The sequence below is a fragment of the Brevibacterium sp. LAARM3_SD1 genome, assembly GCF_057364765.1.
The window spans coordinates 1-18,339 of the sequence record NZ_JBNFOL010000010.1; the positions used below are offsets into that span (position 1 = coordinate 1).

Consider the following 18,339-nt stretch of genomic DNA (forward strand, 5'->3'; position numbering starts at 1 on the left):
CGCGAACCCCTGGTTCCTCACCTGCACTTCGATTCCTGGTCGATCACGTGATTCCTCCGCCTCGAAAACGCCGTGGATCGACCCAACAATCCACCGAGGCGGCGCACCCACTCAGCAGCCCTCGCATAGGCTGATGGGATGACTGAGCTGACGTATCCCGATATCGAAGCCGCCGGCGCACGGGTCAAGGGGAAGGTGCGCCCGGTGACCGTGGCCCCGGCCGACGAGGGCGGCCTTCACTTCGCCCTCGAGTTCATGCAGCACACCGGCACCTTCAAGGCCCGCGGTGCGCAGAACTTCATCCAGGCGCACCTTGCGGAGGGCACCTTCCCCGAGGCGGGAGTGACGATCGCGTCGGGCGGCAACGCCGGTCTCGCCTGCGCGTGGGCTGCCCGTGCAGCGCAGGTCCCAGCGACCGTGTTCCTGCCGACCACGGCCCCGAGTGTGAAGGTCGAACGGCTGCGTTCCTATGGTGCGCAAGTGGAGTTGGTCGGGTCCGAATTCGCCGAGGCGGCTGCGGCCTGCCAGGAATTCGTCGACTCATCGGGGGCGTTGGCCTCGCACGCCTACGACCATCCGCTCATCGCGGCCGGTGCAGGCACGCTGATGACCGAGATCCTGGCGCAAGTGCCCGACCTCGACACGGTCGTCGTCTCCGTCGGAGGCGGCGGACTGTTCGCCGGAGTCGCGACGGCCGCGACTCATCACGGAGTACGGACGGTGGCGGTCGAGCCGGAGAACTGTCGGGCGCTGAATGCAGCAGTGGAAGCGGGCGAGCCGGTCGACGTCACGGTCGATTCGGTGGCGTCGGATTCGCTCGGTGCTCGTCGTGCCACACCGCTGGCACTGGACGCGGCACGGTCGGATCTGGTCACCTCGGCGCTGGTCAGCGACGATGCGATCATCGCAGCGCGGCAGCACCTGTGGGACGAACACCGGCTGGCGGTCGAGCATGCCGCGGCCACTGCCCTGGCGGGAGTCAGCGGTTCGGGTGCCGGCAAGAGGGCCGGCGGCTATGTCACGGCTGAGGGGGAAAAGGTCTGTGTCGTCCTCTGCGGGGCGAACACGAGCCTCGGCGATCTCTGAGGCGCAGTCAGCGCGTTCGGTCGCGGTCCTTGGACTTCAGCGAGGCCTTGATGAGGCCGAAGATCGCGAGCGCCACGACGACGGTGATGATGGCCTTGACGAGGAACCAGGCAATGGAGAACGCGACGTTGACCACCCACCACGCGATGATGATGGCGATGATCGCGCCGACGATGCTCCACACGGTACTCATCTTCATGCTTCAAGCCTAGGCCCGAGCGCACCGCCGTGCAATGCGCGCGCTGATCGTTCCAGACGATCCTCAGCACTGACGCAGCTCGTCAGCCAAGCATTGCGTCGGACCGAACCGCGCGGGCGGACCAGCGGCGGTCGGCGAAGCCCACGTCGATCGGATGGTCGAAGGCCGCGGAGACCTGTTCCGAGGTGAGCACCTCGGCGATGGGACCTGCGGCGGTCAGCCGACCGTCGGCGATGAGCGCGGCGTGGGTCGTGGTCTCGGGGATCTCCTCGAGATGGTGGGTGACCAACAGCGTCGACAGTTCCGGCGAGCGCAGCGACAGAGAGTCGATGGTCTCGAGCAGCTGTTCGCGGGCGGCCACGTCGAGGCCGGTGGTCGGCTCGTCGAAAAGCAGCAGCTGAGGATCGGCGATGAGCGACCTGGCGACGAGCGCACGTCCGCGCTCCCCCTGTGACAGCACCTTCCACCCTGCGTCGGCACGGGGCTCCCGCCCCACCTCGGCGATCTGAGCATCGGCTTTGACGACATCCTCGGGTGAGGGTTCCCACCGCATGGGAAGTTCGACGGTGCCGGTCAGTCCGGTGAGGACGACCTCGCGGACGGTGAGGTTCGAGCGCAGGGGATGCCGCGGGTTGACGTGTCCGATGAGGCGGCGCAGCGCGGCGAGCTCGACCCGGCCCATGCGTGATCCGAGGATATCGACGGTGCCCGAGGTCGGGAACACCTGCGCCGAGGCGAAGCTCAGCAGGGTCGACTTTCCCGCCCCGTTCGGCCCGATGAGCACCCAGTGCTCGCCGGCGTCGATGCGCAGGTCGATGCCGTGGAGGATCTGTGTCTGCCCCCGCCGGAACGTCACATCGACGATATCGAGGACGGTCCCTGCCACGTCTCACTCACCCCTTAAGATCGACGGCCCACCGTCCGGTGGGGCCGATCCGAGTCTAGGCCTCCCCTCGCCGAGGCGGCTGCCGGGTCGAGAGACCGACGTTCCGCATCGTGGATCTGAGTTCGGCGAAAGTGGATTCGCCGAAACCGAGCGGCACCGCTTCGTTCGCGACCGTCAGGCCGGATGCCCCAATGGCATCAGCGCAAGGATCGTGTGAGAATCCGGCAGCCAACTGTGCGCTGAAGAATCCACGCCGACTAGTCCACCCAGCACAACGGTCCCGAGTCCCTTCTCAGCAACATAGAGCTGGACGGTCTGCGCGATGAGGCCCGTTTCCAGCCAGCTGAACCCCTCCCCTCTGTGAGGTCCCTGCTCGGCGAAATGCCCATTGGCTGCCTCGAGGTCGGCAGCATCGACGGACTTCTGCCGATACGACTTCGTCGATCGCCGCTGCCGCAGAAGTGAAGCGATGCCGGCACTCTCGTCCTCGCGCACGCTCCTGTCATCCGCTCCGCCTGCACCGTTCATGGCTCTAACTCCAGCGGGGAGCCTTGCCGATGCCGACGCCATTCTGCGCAACTCAGCGCGGCCCGCCAGTTCAGCACAGCTTCAGCTCAGCGCGTCCTCCGGTGCGGAGATCTCGCGGCGGAGGATCTTGCCGGTCGGGCCCTTGGGCAGTTCGTCGACGATCCACACGTTGCGGGGGTACTTGTACGCGGCGACGCGGTCCTTCGCGAACTCCCGCAGCGCCTCGGCGTCGATGCTGCTGCCGGCCTTGAGGGCGACGGCGGCACCGATCTCCTCACCGAGGTCGTCGTTCGCGATGCCGACCACGGCCGCCTCGGCGACGGCTTCGTGCTCGTAGAGCGCTTCCTCGACCTCACGCGGGTAGACGTTGAAGCCGCCGCGGATGATCAGGTCCTTCTTCCGGTCGACGATCGTGAAGTAGCCGTCGGCGTCCTGCTGGGCGAGGTCGCCGGAGTGGAACCAGCCGTCGCGGATGGCCTCCCGAGTCGCCTCCGGTCGCCCCCAGTATCCCTTCATGACGGGCTCGCCCTTGATCGCGATCTCGCCGATCTCGCCGACGGGAACGTCATTGTCGTCATCGTCGACGAGCTTCATCTCGACGCCGCGCACGGGGACGCCGATGGTGCCGGTCTTGCGTTCCATTCCCGGCTGGTTGAAGCACGCCACGGGTGAGGTCTCGGACAGCCCGTAGCCTTCGAGGATGATGCAGTCGAAGGCGGATTCGAAGTTCTTCATCACTTCGACGGGCATCGCCGATCCGCCGGATATGCACGAGCGCAGGCTGGACACGTCGAAGTTCTCCCGCCCTTCGGCGTTGAGCATGCGCGCATACATCGTCGGCACACCGATGAAGATGCTGACTTGCGCCCCCTGGATGGTCTCGAGGGCCTCGATCGGGTCGAAGCGGGGGACGAGGGCGAGGCAGGATCCGCTGAGCACAGAGGCATTGAGTCCGCAGGTCAGGCCGAAGCAGTGGAACAGCGGCAGGCAGCCCATGACCATATCGTCCTCGGTGAGGTGGGTGAGGGTCTCGGCGGTCACGGCCGCGTTGCTCATCATGTTGAAGTGCGTGAGTTCCGCACCCTTCGGCTGCCCGGTGGTGCCCGAGGTGTAGAGGAGGACGACGGTGTCGTCGTCGGCTCGGGACACCACTTCGGTCGTCGGATCGAAGGCGGAGAGCTGATCGGCGAAGTCGGCGGGGTCGACGCGAACGCATTCGATGCCGACCGCTGCTGCGGCCTTCCCGGCCTCGCCGGCCATGTCCTTCCAGGCGAAGACGAGCGCGGCCCCGGAGTCCTCGAGGTAGTACTGCACCTCGCGGTCCTTGAGCATCGGGTTCATCGGCACGACGATCGCACCGACGGACAGTGCACCGTAGAAGAGGACGGGGAACTCGAGGACGTTGGGCAGGACGAGTCCGACGCGGTCGCCGGGCCCGATTCCCCTGTCCCTGAGCATCGTCGACACCCGCTGCGCCCGATCCTGCAGCTGCGCATACGTCAGCACGGAATCGCCGAGGCGGACGGCAGGTCGATCTGCGTGCCGGCTCGCGGTGGCGGTGAGATTGTCGGCGAGGTTCGTCATAGCTTCCTCCAGGCTTGATTCGTTCGTCATTGATCGGCTCGGTGCTGGCGCTGGAACCACCACAGGTTGTAAGCCCCAGCACAGGAGAAGAGTCGACTGACCGGTCGGGTTCGACTCCCGTCGTCCGGCTCTATGGTGCCCACTCTGCCGCTGCCGACGGCTGCAGACAACGGGATGCACAACAGAATCACGAGCCATCGATTGTGGGCGGACGACAAGGATGCCCGTATGCTTCTGCCATGGTCGCCAATCCACTCGTCCTGCGCATCGTCGACCGTGTCCGAGCGACGCTACCGGCCACGGTCCAACGGTCGGTCAGCCGCACCTGGCGCGAAGTGCCCGCATACCCGGCCAGCCCGGACAAGAACCTCGCCGAGGATCTCACCGCACACACGTTCACCGTCTTCGAAGCCGCGCTCACCCCTTTGGAAGAGGGACGCCGCGCCACCGCCGAGGACTTCCCGATCACCGCCTCCCAAGCCCGGCGGCGACTGCGGCAGGGAGTGACCCTGCCGGACTTCCTCACCGGATTCCGGATCGGTCAGGAAACCCTGTGGGAGGCGATCGTCGATGCCTCGAATTCCGAGCGGGAGACCCGCGACGAGGCTCTGCACATCGTCATCCACGTCATGAGCGTCATCGAGGTCGGCAGCTCCGTCGGGGCCGTCGCCTACCTCCAGACCCAGCAGCTCGACATGGCCGAGGGCGACCGGGTCCGCCGTGAACTCATGGACGATCTGCTGTCCGGTCGACGCCTGGCGCCGGGGCCCAGTGCCGACCTCGCCGAGGTGTCCGACCTCCGCCCGGATTCACGCGTGCTCGTCGCCACGGCCACCTCGCGGGCTCCGCTGAGTGATGATCGCGGGCTGCGTGAGGTCGTCACGGCGCTGCGTTCGGTCTTCGACGTCGGCCGTCGCGGCATCGCCGTGGTCCTCCAGGATCAGATCGTCGGCATCACCCCGGTGACCTCCGACGGTTCGGCCACCCTGGCCGATCTCGAACGGGTCCACCGGGATCTGTCCCGCCACGGAACCGACCTGTGTGTGGGCACTTCCACCGTCCACGAAGGCCTGGAACACGTGCCCGAGGCGTACCGCGAGGCCGTGCTCGCCAGGGAGAGTCTCAACGGTGTGCCGGGAGTGAGGTCGCTGTATGCCCTCACTCCGCTCGACTACCTCGTCACCCTCGACGACGAGGTCGCCCACCGCCTCATCCGCCCCGAACTGCGCCGCTTCGTCGAGGACGATCTCGTCGCCGGCGGTGTCCTCATCGAAACGCTGCTCGAATACGCGGCTTGTGACCTCAACGCCAAACTCGCCGCCGAGCACCTCCATGTCCACGTGAACACCGCGTACTACCGACTCGACACCGCAGCCGACCGCACCGGCCGCAACGTCCGCAGCTTCACCGACCTGCAGGAGACGATCATCGCCATCCGCATGCTCACCGCACGCGGAGACATTCCCGTTTCGGGGTGAACGATCCCCGCACCGAGGCGACCCTTCGTCGGTCAGTTCAGCTGAGTCTGCGGCCGGTGCAGGTTCAGACCCGGGCCATAATGGAGGCATGCATGATGCCGCCGATTCGAATGAGGACCTCCGCGAGGAGTACCGCATCAAGATGCGCGGTCGGCTTCTGCGCCGGTCCGCGTCCTTCAATGTCGCCCACGCCGTCGACAGCCTCGAACCCGGTACCGGCGCACAGAGCATCCAACGCGCGCTGACTCTGCTCAACCTCGTCGGCCTCATCGCCGGTGAGAGGCGCGAGGGTGCGAGCCTGTCCGAGCTCGCGTCGATCAGCGGCCGCCCGAAGGCCAGCGTCCACCGCATGCTCCAGGCGCTCATCGCCATGGGCTACGTCGAACGCCTCGAAGAGGGCGGGTACCGCCTCGGCGTGCAGTCGCAGATCCTCGGTCAGCTGGCCCAGAAATCGGTGGACCCCCTGGTCACGGAGTCCGAGTCGAGTCTGATGCGCTTGGCCGAACTCAGTCAGGACACCGTCTTCCTTACCCTGCGCACGGGCAGCTATTCGATCTGCGCCCGCCGCGAGGAGGGCTTCGGTGAGATCTTCAACAACGCCCTGTCCGTGGGCGACCGACACCCCTTGGGCATCGGGGCCGGATCGCTGGCGATCCTCTCCGAGCTCTCCCCCGCCGAGGTGGACGCCCAGTTCGAGGCCAACGCCGAGATCCTCGCCGAGAGGTATCCGAAGGTCTCCGTTCCGCACCTGCGCGACATCATCGATCAGGCCCGCATCGACGGCTTCGTCCACAATCCGGGGCTCTTCGCCAAGGGGTCGTGGGCGGTGGCAGTGCCGCTGCGCATCCGCGGTTCCCGCCCACGTGCGGCTCTGTCGATCGCCTCGATCGCCGACCGTGTCACCGGCTCCCGAGTCGAACGTCTCGTCGCTCTGCTGCGCCGTGAGTCGAAGGCCATCGCCGAGGCGCTCAGTTCGCAGTCCGACCTCACCCCGGACTCCGGCGACCTCTGAGCCGCCCCTCAGCGCCGGCGCAGGAGGCGGACTCCGGTAGCGTGATGGGCATGCCGGAGCCTCCTGATTCCACGACCGTGTCCCTGCCGATCACCGAACTGCGCGACCTGTGCATCGCTGCGATCACCGCGGCCGGCGGGTCGACCGCACTGGCGCAGTCCCTGGCCAAGGCGACCGTAGCCGCCGAACGTCGAGGCAAGACCGCCGTCGGCACGGCGCACCTCTTCGACTACCTCGATGGGCTCGAAGCCGGCCGCATCAACGGGCAGGCACGGCCGAAGGTTACGAACCGCCTACCCGCAGCACACCACGTCGACGCCGACCGCGGCACTGCGCAGCTCGCGTTCGACGCAGTTGTCGATGACTTCGCCTCGTCTGCCGCGAACCTCGGCACCTCGGTCCTCAACATCTCCAATGCCTTCACTGCCGGCGAACTCGGCTATTACACGACACGGCTTGCCGAGCGAGGCCTGGTGGCGCTGGCAGGGGCCAACTCACCGGCGCTGATGTCGCTGTTCAGCTCACCGGGCTCGGCGACCGGAACGAACCCCTTCTCTTTCGCCGTTCCCCATGCCGACGGCCCGCGCATGTTCGATCAGGCGACCAGTGCGACCGCCTGGGTCAACGTCCGCGACGCCGCCGATCGGTCAGAGACGATCCCCGACGGATGGGCGCTCGCACCCGACGGGGCGGCCACGAACAATGCCGAGGCCGCCCTCGCCGGTTCCCTGCTGCCATTCGGCGGGGTCAAGGGCAGCAATGTCGCGCTCATGATCGAACTCCTCGCCGTCCACGGCGGGGGCCGCTTCTCCGTCGACGCACCCGCCTTCGACTCGGGACAGGAGAACCCGGGCACGGGACTGTTCGTCATCGCGATCGCGGCAGACGCCTTCGACCCTGGCTATTCGGAGCGGGTCGCCGAGCACCTCGATCGTCTGCACTCGCAGTTCGGCGTCGATTTCGGTCGCAAACGCAGCCTCGACGTCGTCGAACTGCCCCGCGAGCTCCATTCAGCTCTCCTCAGCCGCGGCTGAGGCGTCACACCTTCCCAGAACTCGGCTGAGCGGATTCCGAACTAGACGGCGGCTTGATCTCCCAGTCCCGCACGAATACGACGGACGGCGTCGTCGAAGGACTCCGCGGTCACCTCGGCGGCTGCTGCGGGGTCTCCCGCGTCGACGGCGTCCATGAGTCGGCGCTGATGTTTGAGCAGCGGCACCGTGTCCGCAGCGGCGATCTCGAGCCTCGCTCCGACGAGCTTGTAGGCCCGGCAGCGCAGCCACAGAGCCCGGATCGTCTCGACGAGGACGGGATTGCCCGAGGCGGAATAGATCGTCGCAAGCAGCTCTTCGTCGTGGTCGAGGTACTTCGAGGCATCGCCGGAGTCGAGAGCCGCCTCCATCGCCGCGAATTCCTCATCCAATCGTGCCCGGCCCACCTCATCGAGCTTCTGAGCACCCTGGACCGTCGCCTCGACCTCGAGGATGCGACGCACGGAGTAGATCTGCAGCAGCTCCTCGGCGGTGAAGGTCTTGACCACCGCTCCACGGTGCGGGCTGGTCTCGACGAGCCCGACCGCCTCGAGCCGGGCCAGCGACTCCCGCACGGGCATGACGCTCGTGCCGAGGGACGCCGCGAGCTGACGGATCCGCAGTCGGTCCCCGCTGCGATATTCGCCTGAGAGAATGCTCGCCTGCAGCGCTTCGAACACCTGGTCGCCGATGCGCGGACCGATCTCGGACTGGATCTCACTCATAATCGACAGTCTATCCACGCCGAGGCGGCATGCAGTGAGTTCATGGCCTCCGTCCAACTCAGCTGCAAATCGCCGACCGCTCAGCGCAGGACGATGGTCCTCTTGCCCGAGAGGAACACGCGGCCGTCGCAGTGCCACTTCACGGCATTGGACAGGGCCTTGCATTCGGCATCGCGGCCGGCGGCCACGAGGTCCTCGGGGGTGAAGGCGTGGTCGACCTCGACGAGCTGCTGGGCGATGATCGGACCTTCGTCGAGTTCGCTGTTGACGAAGTGCGCGGTCGCCCCGACGGTCTTCACCCCGCGCTCCCACGCCTGGTGGTAGGGCTTCGCCCCCTTGAACGACGGCAGGAACGAGTGGTGGATGTTGATGGCCCGTCCGGTGAGTTCGCGGGCGAGGTCGTCGGACAGGATCTGCATATAGCGGGCGAGCACCACGAGGTCGACCTCGAAGCGGTCGACGAGTTCGAGCAGCTTCGCCTCGGCCTCGGGCTTCGTCTCCTTCGTCACGGGGATCCGGAAGAAGGGAATGTGGTGCCATTCGACGAGCTCACGGTGATCGGGGTGGTTCGACACGACGGCGGCGATCTCGATCGGCAGCTCGCCGACCCGGGCGCGGAAGAGCAGGTCGTTGAGGCAATGCTCGAACTTCGAGACCATGATGAGCACCCGCCGCTTCTCCCCCTGCGGCCACAGCTGCCAGGTCGCGCCGAACTCCTCACCGATCGCTTCGAAGTCGGTCCGCAGAGCCTCGACACCATTGCCGGGCTCGTCGGAGACGCTGAAGTCGATGCGCAGGAACAGCTGCTGGGTCGACTGGTCATCGAACTGTTTGAGTTCCTTGATGTCTCCGCCGTGGGTGAGCAGGGCACCGGTCACGGCATGGGTGATTCCGGGGCGCTCGGCGCATTCGAGGGTGAAGATGTAATCCTGCATGTCCGTGTCCTTCTGTCCGTGGGGCAAGGCCTGTGTGGTGCAAGGTCGGGATGGTGCTCAGCATTCGACGACGTTGACGGCGAGTCCGCCGCGCGATGTCTCCTTGTACTTCGATTTCATATCGGCTCCAGTCTGCCGCATGGTCTCGATCGCCTGATCGAGACTCACCCGGTGGGAGCCGTCGCCGTGCATGGCCAGCCGGGCCGCGTTGATCGCCTTCACCGAGGCGATGGCGTTGCGTTCGATGCACGGCACCTGCACGAGCCCGCCGACGGGATCGCAGGTCAGCCCGAGGTTGTGTTCGAGCCCGATCTCGGCGGCGTTCTCCACCTGCTCGGGACTTCCGCCGAGCACGGCGCACAGTCCTGCGGCAGCCATCGCACAGGCCGATCCGACCTCCCCCTGGCAGCCCACCTCGGCGCCGGAGATCGACGCATTGCGTTTGAAGAGGATCCCAATCGCCCCGGCCGTGAGCAGGAATTGCACGACGGCATCGTCGGCAGCACTCGCACCAGCGGCGGTGCCTGCTCCGTCACCGGAGCTCGCATCCCCGCCAGCCGTCCCGTCGCCGGTGACGAACCGGTCCATGTAATGGAGCACCGCGGGAATGATGCCCGCGGCCCCGTTCGTCGGGGCAGTGACGATCCGCCCGCCCGAGGCGTTCTCCTCGTTGACGGCCAAGGCATAGAGGTTGACCCACTCAAGGGCATCGAGCGAACCCGATGCCCGGTAGTCCGCGTCCTCGAGCTTCGCCCGCAGTTCGGGGGCGCGCCTGCGGACCTTGAGCCCGCCGGGCAGCGTCGTCTCCTCCCGCGTGCACCCGTTGTGCACGCATTCGCGCATCACCGCCCAGATCGCCAAAAGCTTCTCCCGCAGCTGCTCATCATTGCGAGTCACGCGTTCGTTGACGGCCATGAGCTCGGCGATGCTCAGCCCATGCTCGCGGCAGCGGGCGAGGAGTTCATCGGCCGTGGCGAAATCAATCGTCCGACCGACTTCCTGCCCGGCCTGTTCAGACGCCTCGATCGTCTCCGCAGCGTCCTTCTCGGCCGCGAGCTCCTCGGCGGTGACGACGAATCCCCCACCGACCGAGTAGTACTCGCGCTCGATGACCTCATCATCGACCTCGGCGCGGATGAGCATCCCATTGGGATGGCCAGGAAGATTCTTCCGCATGTGCAGGACGAGATCCGTCTCCGGTTCGAATGCGATGACGAGACGCCCGCCGAGGTGGAGCTTGCGTTGGGTCTTCACCTCGGCGACCAGCGGACCCACCTGGTCGGGGTCGAGCGTTTCGGGATCGAAACCGCTCAGACCTACGAGCACCGCCGAATCCGAACCGTGCCCGATGCCGGTCGCGGCCAGCGAACCATAGAGTCCGACCCGGACCCGACGCACCCGGTGCAGGAGACCTTGCCCCTCGAGTTCGTCGACGAATCGCAAGGCTGCACGCATCGGCCCCACCGTGTGTGAGGAGGAGGGGCCGATGCCGATCGAGAACAGATCGAGGACCCCGAGGCTCATCAGCCGACGTCCTCTTCACGCGCCGAGGCTCCGCTGGCATCGACGCTGTCGAGGAACTCCGCCATTCCATCGAGCAGCCAACGGACCGTGAAGTCCGCGAAGCTTGCCCGCGGGTAGACGCGGTAGGTGTCCTCATCGCTGTGGTGGAGGATGACCGGCACGGGACCCAGCGCCGTGACGATCGCGGATCCGATGCCGAAGGCGCGAGGGTGGAGATCGGCGCGGCAGCTCTTCTCGAGCACCTCGCGGGCCTTCTCACCGGTGAGTTCGAGGATCGTCCGGTTGGCCGAGAGATCGACGGCCTGTCCGGGCAGTCCCTCGAGTCCTGCCTCGGCGACGATCGTCTCTCCCGGCTGCTGCTCGCGGGAGACATCGACGGCGAGGAACTCGTCGGGGCTCAGCCACAGCACGTGCTGAGCCGCCGGATCACCGGTGACTTCACCGACGCCGCGGGGCAGGCGCAGGCCGAACGTGTCCTCGAGCGACTTCCATGATGCGGAATCCGGCTGTGCCCGCAGGCCGATCTGCACGGTGAAGGGCAGTTCGCGCAAGCCCACGCTGCGGCCGCCCGCCGCGCTCGCCTCGGACATCAGCCCGGCCAGGTGCGCGGCCGGAGAGACCCGCAGATCATCGAGTCCGCTCGACCCGGTGCCCGCGGTGCCGGCCTCTGCCGTGGCAGTCGCGGCGGACGGGGACTGTGCCGTCGAAGGGGTGGAATAGGTAGTGTCAGCCATCGCGGCGGTTTCCTTCCGGATCGTAGAAGACGGGAGAGGTGATCTCGACGTCGACGAGGGTGTCGCCGAAGGGGGACTTGACGATCTCACCTTCGCGGTTGCGGCCGTTCTCGACGAGCGCGAGTCCGAACGGCCGGTCGAGGCTCGGCGAGATATAGGACGAGGTGACGTGGCCGATCATCGGCACCGGTCCGGCCTCCGGTGTGACCGGGGTGCCCGAGGTGATGAGCTGGGCGCCTTCGGCGAGGCGGGTCGTGCCGTCGACGGGCAGCACCCCGACGAGGTGCTTGCGGTCCTCCCGTGACGTGTCGGCCCGGGAGTAGGAGCGTTTGCCGATGAAGTCCTTGACCTTCGACACGATCCATTCCATGCCCGCGTCCTGCGGGGTGACGGTGCCGTCGGTATCCTGTCCGACGATGATGAAGCCCTTCTCGGCACGCAGCACGTGCATGACCTCGGTGCCGTACGGGGTGATGTCGAATTCGGCACCCGCCTCGGCGACGGCTTCCCAGACGGTCAGCCCGTAGAACGTGTCGACGTTGATCTCGAAGGCGAGCTCACCGGAGAACGAGATCCGGCAGATCCGGGCCGGGATGCCGTTCGCCAGCGTGGTCTCGCGGAAGCCCATGAACTCGAAGGCGTCGTTGGAAACGTCGAGGTTCGGGGCGACCTTCGCGATGACGTCGCGCGACCGGGGGCCGGCCACGGCGACGGTCGACCACTGTTCGGTCACCGAGGTGAAGACGACGTCGAGGTCCGGCCATTCGGTCTGATGCCATTCCTCGAGCCATTCGAGGACGGTCGCCGCTCCGCCGGTGGTCGTCGTCATGTAGTAGCGGTCCTCGGCCACGCGCAGGGTCACCCCGTCGTCGAAGATCATGCCGTCGGGCTTGCACATCAGCCCGTAGCGACCCTTGCCGACCTTGAGCTTCTTGAAGCCGTTCGTGTAGATCCGGCCGAGGAACTCTCCGGCGTCCTTCCCGCGGATCTCGATCTTGCCGAGCGTCGAGGCGTCCTGGAATCCGACGGATTCGCGCACGGCCTTGCCCTCGCGCAGCACCGCCGCGTCCATGTCCTCGCCCGGCTTCGGGTAGTACCAGGGCCGTTTCCACTGCCCGACGTCTTCGAACTCGGCGCCGTGGGCGACGTGCCAGGGGTGGATCGAGGTGACCCTGGCTGGGTCGAAGAGTTCGCCCTTGCGTCGTCCGGCCAGTGCCGCGAAGGGCACCGGTGCGAAGGGGGCGCGGAAGGTCGTGTGCCCGACCTGGCCGAGGTCGTCGGCCTCCCCCAGCACCGAGGCGATCGCGCCGATGGCGTTGACCGCTGAGGTCTTGCCCTGATCGTTCGCCGTCGAGATCGAGGTGTAGCGCTTGATGTGCTCGACCGAGCGCATGCCTGCGCCCATCGCCCGCTGCACGTCGGCGACGGTCTGGTCACGCTGGAAATCGATGAAGTGAGTGCTCAGGTTCTGGTGATCGTCCTGCGCCGAGGTGACCAGCCACAATGGGCGCGCCGGGGCATACGCCATCGCCGAGGCGGCAGGGACGGTGAGCGCGGCCGGGAAGCCGGTGCGGTTCGCCGCCTGGTTCCCCGCCTCGGCGCCCTGCCGCAGAGCCGCTTCGAGCGAGTAGTCCCCGGTCACGGATCCGACCGTGAACTGGTCACGCACGGGCGTCGTCGGCACGAAGGCCGCAATGTCGACGTTCCAGTGGATCGCGCCCTTGCGCTGACCGTGCAGATGGATGACCGGTGAGTGGCCGCCGGATACGGCGAGCAGATCGACGGCGATCTCCTCACCCTCAGCAGCCGCGACGCCGTCATCGTCGAGCGCTGCGACGGTGATCGCACTGACCCGACCGGCCGGTCCCTCACCGGCGGTGCCGGTGACGGCGGAGTCGAGGATGAGCCGGGTGCCCGTGGCTGCGGTGACGGATTCGGCGATCGCCGAGGCGGTCGGACGGGAGTCGATGACCGCGGGGACGGTGATGCCTGCCGCATGGAGGTCGGTGACGAGATCGTAGGCGGAGTCGTTCGTCGTCGCCACGGCCACGTTCTGCCCGGCGGCCACACCGTAGCGGCCGAGGTAGGTGCGCACGGCCGAGGCGAGCATGATGCCGGGGCGGTCGTTGTCGGCGAAGACGATCGGGCGGTCGTGGGTGCCGGTGGCGAGCACGACCTGACCGGCGCGGACATGCCAGACCTTCTGGCGCACTCCGCGGCCATCGGCCGCGGCGACGGCGTCGGTGCGGTCTTCGAGGGCGACGAAGTAGTTCGAGTCGTAGCTGCCGAAGACCGTGGTGTTCGGCACGTACATGAGCTCTTCATGCTCGGCGAATCCGGCGACGGTGGACTCGACCCACGCCAGGGCGTCGACGTCGTCGATCGTTTCGGCCGTGGCCGGTCCCGCGGCGAGCAGCGAGCCGCCGGGAATCGACTGGTCGTCGAGGAGCAGGGTACGGGCACCGGACTTGCCGGCCTCGCGTGCGGCGGCGAGTCCGGCGGGGCCGGCGCGACGATGAGGACGTCGGTGTGCACATGCTTGTGCTCGTAGGTCAGTTCGTCCTGGCCGGGGTCGAGGATGCCGAGTCCGGCGAGGTAGTCGGCCTCGAGCCCTTCGGCGATGGCGACGCGGGTGGCGGGCAGCATCGACTCGGAGACGTCTCCGGGGAACCGGGAGTGCACGCGCACGAGCGCATTGGACTCCTCGACGCCGGCACCGAGGATGCCGCGGGCACGTCCGAGGTAGGTCGAGTTGCCGCAGTCGATGCGGCCGGAGGCGATCAGCGCGCTGGCGATCGTGTCACCGGCGAAGCCCGAGTAGGTCGCTCCGTCGACGGTGAAGTCGATCGGGCGGGTGGTGTCGATGCCGGTGGCGGAGGGCAGACGAGAAGCGGAGTGCAGACGGGTGGTGTTCGTCATCGAACCTCTCCTTGTGTGTCGGGACGGGGCGAGCCGATCGGGTAGATCGCGGTGAAGTCGTAGGTGGCCGTGTCGCGGACGGCGTTGAACCACTTCCGGCAGCCGGCGCTGTGGCTCCACATCTCGGCGAAGGCACCGCGGCTGTTCTCACGGTAAAAGAGGTACTCGGCCCATTCCCTGTCGGTCAGGGCGTACGGGTCTTCGGGGTAGGCAACGTGGGCCTGTCCGCCGTAGTGGAATTCGGTTTCGTCGCGTGGCCCGCAGTTCGGGCAGTGGATGAGCAGCATGTCGGTGTCTCTTTCCTTCCGCTCAGTGGGCCACGGCTGCGGCGCCGTGTTCGTCGATGAGGTGACCGGTTTCGAAGCGGTCGAGGGCGAATGGGGCGTTGAGCGGGTGGGGTTCGTCGTTCGCGATGGTGTGGGCGTAGGTGAAGCCCGCCGCCGGGGTTCCCTTGAAGCCGCCGGTGCCCCAGCCACAGTTGGCGTAGAGTCCTTGGACTTCCGTCTTCGACACGATCGGTGAGGCGTCGAGGGTGACGTCGACGTTGCCGCCCCAGGTGCGCAGCACGTGGGCGCGGGCGAAGATCGGGAACAGCTCGACCGCGGCGGCCAGCTGCTCCTCGATGACGTGGAAGCCGCCTCGTTGACCGTAGCCGTTGTAGGAGTCGACGCCGGCGCCCATGACGAGTTCGCCTTTGTGCGCTTGGGAGACGTAGACGTGGACGTGGTTGGACATGACCACGGTCGGGTGCACGGGTTCGAAGAGTTCGGAGACCAGCGCCTGCAGCGGGTGGGTCTGGATCGGCAGGCGGATCCCGGCCATGTCGGCGAGCACCGAGGAGTCACCGGCCACGGCCAGGGCGACCTTCTCGGTGGCGATCGGTCCGCGGTTCGTCTGCACGCCGACGACCTGGTCGCCGATGCGTTCGATGCCGGTGACCTCGCAGTTCTGGATGATGTCGACGCCCATCTCGTCGGCCTTGCGGGCGAAAGCCCAGGCGACGTGGTCGTGCTTGGCGATGCCGGCGCGCGGCTGGTAGGTGCCGCCCATCACGGGGTAGCGGAGGTCGTCGCCGATGTTGATGATCGGGCAGACTTCCTTGACCTGTTTCGGATCGAGCCATTCGGCGTCGACACCGTTGAGCTTGTTCGCGTTCACCCGGCGCTGGGATTCACGCACGTCCTGGAGGGTGTGGGCGAGGTTGAGCACGCCGCGCTGGGAGAAGAGGAAGTCGTACTCGAGTTCTTCGGGCAGCTGTTCCCAGAGCTTGAGGGACTTCTCGTAGATCGCGGCGGATTCGTCCCACAGGTAGTTCGACCGGATGATCGTCGTGTTGCGGGCCATGTTGCCCCCGGCGAGCCAACCCCTCTCGAGAATGGCGATGTTCGTCATTCCGTGGTTCTTCGCCAGGTAGTAGGCGGTGGCGAGTCCGTGTCCGCCGCCGCCGACGATGACGGCTTCGTAGGACTTCTTCGGCTCCGGATTGCGCCACAGGAAGTCGGGGTGTTCGGGAAGCTGGTCAGCCATCAGCGTGCTCCGATCGCGGTGAGGGTGGGGTACAGGGGGTGGTCGTTCGCCAGTCGGGTGACGCGTTCGCCCAGTTCGGCGATGGTCTCCGGGCTCGCGCCGTTCTCGTCGGTGCCGGCCTTGAGCACCTCGGCGATGATGTCGGCGACCTCGGCGAATGCTTCGCTGCCGAATCCGCGACTGGCGAGCGCCGGGGTGCCGATCCGCAGACCGGAGGTGACCATCGGCGGTCGGGGGTCGTCGGGGACGGCGTTGCGGTTGACGGTGATGCCGATCTGGGCGAGCAGATCTTCGGCCTGGGCTCCGTCGAGGGTCGAGTTGCGCAGATCGACGAGCACGAGGTGGACGTCGGTGCCGCCGGTGAGGACGGAGATTCCGCGTTCGGCGACGTCGTCCTCGGTCAGGCGGCGGGCGAGTTCCGCTGCCCCGGCCAAGGTCCGCTTCTGCTTGTCGACGAAGGTGTCGGTGGCGGCCAGGCCGAAGGCCACGGCCTTGCCGGCGATGACGTGTTCGAGCGGTCCTCCCTGCTGACCGGGGAAGACGGCGGAGTTGATCTTCTTCGCGATGTCCGCGTCATTGGTGAGGATGATGCCGCCTCGGGGGCCGCCGAGGGTCTTGTGCGTCGTCGATGACACGACGTGGGCGTGCGGGACCGGTGAGGGGTGGAGGCCGGCGGCGACGAGTCCGGCGAAGTGAGCCATGTCGACCATGAGGTAGGCACCGACGGAGTCGGCGATGCGGCGGAATTCGGCGAAGTCGAGCTGCCGGGTGTAGGCCGACCAGCCGGCGACGATGAGCTTCGGCTGGTGCTCGTGGGCGAGGCGTTCGACCTCGGCCATGTCGACGCGTCCGGTCTCGGCATCGAGGCCGTAGGGGACGATCGAGTAGAGGCGGCCGGAGAAGTTGATCTTCATCCCGTGGGTGAGGTGGCCGCCGTGGGCGAGGTTGAGTCCGAGGACGGTGTCGCCGGGACGGATGAGGGCGTGCATGACCGAGGCGTTGGCCTGGGCGCCGGAGTGCGGCTGGACGTTCGCGTACGCGGCTCCGAAGAGTGCCTTGACGCGGTCGATGGCGATGCGTTCGATCTCGTCGACGTGTTCGCAGCCACCGTAGTAGCGGCGACCCGGGTAGCCCTCGGCGTACTTGTTCGTGAGCACTGACCCTTGAGCTTCCATGACGGCCGAGGCGGTGTGGTTCTCCGAGGCGATCATCTCCAGTCCCTCGCGCTGCCGGGCCAGTTCGGCATCGATGAATCCGGCGATCTGCGGATCGAGTTCAGCGATCGAGGTGCTCAGTTCGACGGGTTCACGGCTGGGGAAGGTCTCTGCCACGTCGGCGGGGTGTGCGAGTTGCTCTGTCATGGATCTCCTTCGACCTGTCGCGATCAGCCCTCCCCGGCTGATCGGCAGCTAATATATCAGATGCGTTCCTGTAGTGTAGGCAGAGAATTCCAGCCGACGCAATACATCTGCCGCAGAGATTGTGAGGAGCCTTCTCATGAGCACATCCGCCGACGCGACGTCACCGACGACGTCCTTGGCGAATCACGCCTATGAGATCCTCCGCCACCGCCTCATCATGCTCGACATCGCTCCGGGCGATCCGATCAACGAGGCGGCACTGAGCGCCGAGCTCGAGGTCGGCCGCACTCCGATCCGTGAGGCTCTCAAGCGCCTCGAGCGCGATCACCTCGTCGTGTCCTATCCGCGGCGCGGCACCTTCGCCACCAATGTCGATCTCACCGACCTGTCGACGATCTCGGAGATGCGCGAAGCACTCGAGCCGATCGCCGCCAGGCGCGCTGCACGCAACCTCACACCTGAGCGGCGCGCGGATTTCATGGCAGCGATCGCCGACCTCAAGGCACTCGAGGCGACCGACGAGCAGCGGACCCTCATGGAACGCGATCTCGACGTCCACCGCCTCATCTACAGCTCCGTGGACAATCCACACCTGTCGGAGACGCTCATCCGCCTCGACGATCTGGCCACTCGTATCTGGTGTCTCGTCATCCCGGGGATCCCGGATCTCGTCACGCACATCCGCGAGCACATCGATCTGCTCGAGGCGATCCTCGACGGCGACGAACAGACCGTCGCCGCCCGCGCCGCCGAGCACGTCCGCGAATTCGACAAGACCGTCCGCGCCACCTTGCGCTGAGCCCAGCCAGA

General features: G+C 67.0%; 16 protein-coding genes and 1 pseudogene. 5 read left to right on the forward strand and 12 right to left on the reverse strand.

Translation table 11 applies throughout. The features are described from left to right. The first annotated feature begins 138 nt into the window (after positions 1-138). Positions 139-1,086: a serine/threonine dehydratase gene (locus AC2W7L_RS07685; protein ID WP_486003972.1), complete on the forward strand. Its 948-nt coding sequence runs from the start codon at positions 139-141 to the stop codon at positions 1,084-1,086. Between the two features lie 7 nt (positions 1,087-1,093). On the opposite strand, the gene AC2W7L_RS07690 is transcribed toward AC2W7L_RS07685, so the two are convergent. The 4 genes from AC2W7L_RS07690 to AC2W7L_RS07705 form a co-directional block, all read right to left on the reverse strand. After that, positions 1,094-1,285 carry a hypothetical protein gene (locus AC2W7L_RS07690; protein WP_446656423.1) on the reverse strand — a complete coding sequence of 64 codons (192 nt, stop codon included), beginning with the start codon at positions 1,283-1,285 and terminating at the stop codon, positions 1,094-1,096. A gap of 82 nt (positions 1,286-1,367) precedes the next feature. After that, positions 1,368-2,171, reverse strand: coding sequence for an ABC transporter ATP-binding protein (locus AC2W7L_RS07695; RefSeq protein WP_486003973.1), 804 nt, complete (start codon positions 2,169-2,171; stop codon positions 1,368-1,370). A 174-nt stretch (positions 2,172-2,345) separates the two neighbouring features. Next, positions 2,346-2,699: a nitroreductase family protein gene (locus AC2W7L_RS07700; RefSeq protein WP_486003974.1), complete on the reverse strand. Its 354-nt coding sequence runs from the start codon at positions 2,697-2,699 to the stop codon at positions 2,346-2,348. Positions 2,700-2,780: 81 nt separating this feature from the next. Further along, on the reverse strand, positions 2,781-4,313 hold the full coding sequence (locus tag AC2W7L_RS07705; RefSeq protein WP_486003975.1) for a long-chain-fatty-acid--CoA ligase: 1,533 nt from the start codon (positions 4,311-4,313) through the stop codon (positions 2,781-2,783). Positions 4,314-4,522: 209 nt separating this feature from the next. On the opposite strand from AC2W7L_RS07705, the gene AC2W7L_RS07710 reads away from it, so the two are divergent. The 3 genes from AC2W7L_RS07710 to AC2W7L_RS07720 all read left to right on the forward strand — a co-directional run bounded on the left by AC2W7L_RS07710 (position 4,523) and on the right by AC2W7L_RS07720 (position 7,807). Next, positions 4,523-5,761 carry a PucR family transcriptional regulator gene (locus tag AC2W7L_RS07710; protein WP_486003976.1) on the forward strand — a complete coding sequence of 413 codons (1,239 nt, stop codon included), beginning with the start codon at positions 4,523-4,525 and terminating at the stop codon, positions 5,759-5,761. Between the two features lie 88 nt (positions 5,762-5,849). Beyond that, the gene (locus AC2W7L_RS07715) at positions 5,850-6,773 is read left to right on the forward strand and encodes an IclR family transcriptional regulator (RefSeq protein WP_486003977.1); all 924 of its coding nucleotides are present in this window, start codon (positions 5,850-5,852) and stop codon (positions 6,771-6,773) included. 50 nt (positions 6,774-6,823) lie between these two features. After that, a complete protein-coding gene (locus AC2W7L_RS07720) occupies positions 6,824-7,807 on the forward strand; it encodes an Ldh family oxidoreductase (protein WP_486003978.1) in 984 nt (327 codons plus the stop codon). Between the two features lie 41 nt (positions 7,808-7,848). Here AC2W7L_RS07720 and AC2W7L_RS07725 read toward each other — a convergent pair whose 3' ends face one another. The 8 genes and pseudogenes from AC2W7L_RS07725 to glyA all read right to left on the reverse strand — a co-directional run bounded on the left by AC2W7L_RS07725 (position 7,849) and on the right by glyA (position 17,529). Then, positions 7,849-8,529: a GntR family transcriptional regulator gene (locus AC2W7L_RS07725; RefSeq protein WP_486003979.1), complete on the reverse strand. Its 681-nt coding sequence runs from the start codon at positions 8,527-8,529 to the stop codon at positions 7,849-7,851. A gap of 80 nt (positions 8,530-8,609) precedes the next feature. Further along, entirely contained in the window at positions 8,610-9,464 is an 855-nt protein-coding gene (gene purU, locus AC2W7L_RS07730; RefSeq protein ID WP_092009573.1) for a formyltetrahydrofolate deformylase, read from the reverse strand. Positions 9,465-9,521: 57 nt separating this feature from the next. Next, the gene (locus tag AC2W7L_RS07735) at positions 9,522-10,988 is read right to left on the reverse strand and encodes an L-serine ammonia-lyase (protein WP_486003980.1); all 1,467 of its coding nucleotides are present in this window, start codon (positions 10,986-10,988) and stop codon (positions 9,522-9,524) included. Further along, positions 10,988-11,722: a sarcosine oxidase subunit gamma gene (locus AC2W7L_RS07740; RefSeq protein WP_486003981.1), complete on the reverse strand. Its 735-nt coding sequence runs from the start codon at positions 11,720-11,722 to the stop codon at positions 10,988-10,990. The genes AC2W7L_RS07735 and AC2W7L_RS07740 overlap by 1 nt, the downstream gene beginning before the upstream one ends. Then, positions 11,715-14,641, reverse strand: a pseudogene (locus AC2W7L_RS07745) (2Fe-2S iron-sulfur cluster-binding protein). Before AC2W7L_RS07745 ends, AC2W7L_RS07740 begins: the two are co-directional and overlap by 8 nt. Continuing rightward, the gene (locus tag AC2W7L_RS07750) at positions 14,638-14,928 is read right to left on the reverse strand and encodes a sarcosine oxidase subunit delta (protein ID WP_025777259.1); all 291 of its coding nucleotides are present in this window, start codon (positions 14,926-14,928) and stop codon (positions 14,638-14,640) included. Before AC2W7L_RS07750 ends, AC2W7L_RS07745 begins: the two are co-directional and overlap by 4 nt. 22 nt (positions 14,929-14,950) lie before the next feature. Continuing rightward, positions 14,951-16,168 carry a sarcosine oxidase subunit beta family protein gene (locus AC2W7L_RS07755; protein ID WP_486003982.1) on the reverse strand — a complete coding sequence of 406 codons (1,218 nt, stop codon included), beginning with the start codon at positions 16,166-16,168 and terminating at the stop codon, positions 14,951-14,953. Continuing rightward, positions 16,168-17,529, reverse strand: a complete 1,362-nt coding sequence (gene glyA / locus AC2W7L_RS07760) for a serine hydroxymethyltransferase (RefSeq protein WP_486003983.1) — start codon at positions 17,527-17,529, stop codon at positions 16,168-16,170. Before glyA ends, AC2W7L_RS07755 begins: the two co-directional genes overlap by 1 nt. Positions 17,530-17,665: 136 nt before the next feature. On the opposite strand from glyA, the gene AC2W7L_RS07765 reads away from it, so the two are divergent. After that, the gene (locus AC2W7L_RS07765) at positions 17,666-18,328 is read left to right on the forward strand and encodes a GntR family transcriptional regulator (protein WP_486003984.1); all 663 of its coding nucleotides are present in this window, start codon (positions 17,666-17,668) and stop codon (positions 18,326-18,328) included. Positions 18,329-18,339: the final 11 nt, after the last annotated feature.

What these genes read in the sequence shown, in the direction of transcription:
- AC2W7L_RS07685 (WP_486003972.1), top strand. Translation starts at nt 139, where the DNA reads ATGACTGAGCTGACGTATCCCGATATCGAAGCCGCCGGCGCACGGGTC.
- AC2W7L_RS07725 (WP_486003979.1), bottom strand. Translation starts at nt 8,529, where the DNA reads ATGAGTGAGATCCAGTCCGAGATCGGTCCGCGCATCGGCGACCAGGTG.
- AC2W7L_RS07750 (WP_025777259.1), bottom strand. Translation starts at nt 14,928, where the DNA reads ATGCTGCTCATCCACTGCCCGAACTGCGGGCCACGCGACGAAACCGAA.
- AC2W7L_RS07720 (WP_486003978.1), top strand. Translation starts at nt 6,824, where the DNA reads ATGCCGGAGCCTCCTGATTCCACGACCGTGTCCCTGCCGATCACCGAA.
- purU (WP_092009573.1), bottom strand. Translation starts at nt 9,464, where the DNA reads ATGCAGGATTACATCTTCACCCTCGAATGCGCCGAGCGCCCCGGAATC.
- AC2W7L_RS07710 (WP_486003976.1), top strand. Translation starts at nt 4,523, where the DNA reads ATGGTCGCCAATCCACTCGTCCTGCGCATCGTCGACCGTGTCCGAGCG.
- AC2W7L_RS07690 (WP_446656423.1), bottom strand. Translation starts at nt 1,285, where the DNA reads ATGAAGATGAGTACCGTGTGGAGCATCGTCGGCGCGATCATCGCCATC.
- AC2W7L_RS07765 (WP_486003984.1), top strand. Translation starts at nt 17,666, where the DNA reads ATGAGCACATCCGCCGACGCGACGTCACCGACGACGTCCTTGGCGAAT.
- AC2W7L_RS07740 (WP_486003981.1), bottom strand. Translation starts at nt 11,722, where the DNA reads ATGGCTGACACTACCTATTCCACCCCTTCGACGGCACAGTCCCCGTCC.
- AC2W7L_RS07705 (WP_486003975.1), bottom strand. Translation starts at nt 4,313, where the DNA reads ATGACGAACGAATCAAGCCTGGAGGAAGCTATGACGAACCTCGCCGAC.
- AC2W7L_RS07715 (WP_486003977.1), top strand. Translation starts at nt 5,850, where the DNA reads ATGCATGATGCCGCCGATTCGAATGAGGACCTCCGCGAGGAGTACCGC.
- AC2W7L_RS07735 (WP_486003980.1), bottom strand. Translation starts at nt 10,988, where the DNA reads ATGAGCCTCGGGGTCCTCGATCTGTTCTCGATCGGCATCGGCCCCTCC.
- glyA (WP_486003983.1), bottom strand. Translation starts at nt 17,529, where the DNA reads ATGACAGAGCAACTCGCACACCCCGCCGACGTGGCAGAGACCTTCCCC.
- AC2W7L_RS07700 (WP_486003974.1), bottom strand. Translation starts at nt 2,699, where the DNA reads ATGAACGGTGCAGGCGGAGCGGATGACAGGAGCGTGCGCGAGGACGAG.
- AC2W7L_RS07755 (WP_486003982.1), bottom strand. Translation starts at nt 16,168, where the DNA reads ATGGCTGACCAGCTTCCCGAACACCCCGACTTCCTGTGGCGCAATCCG.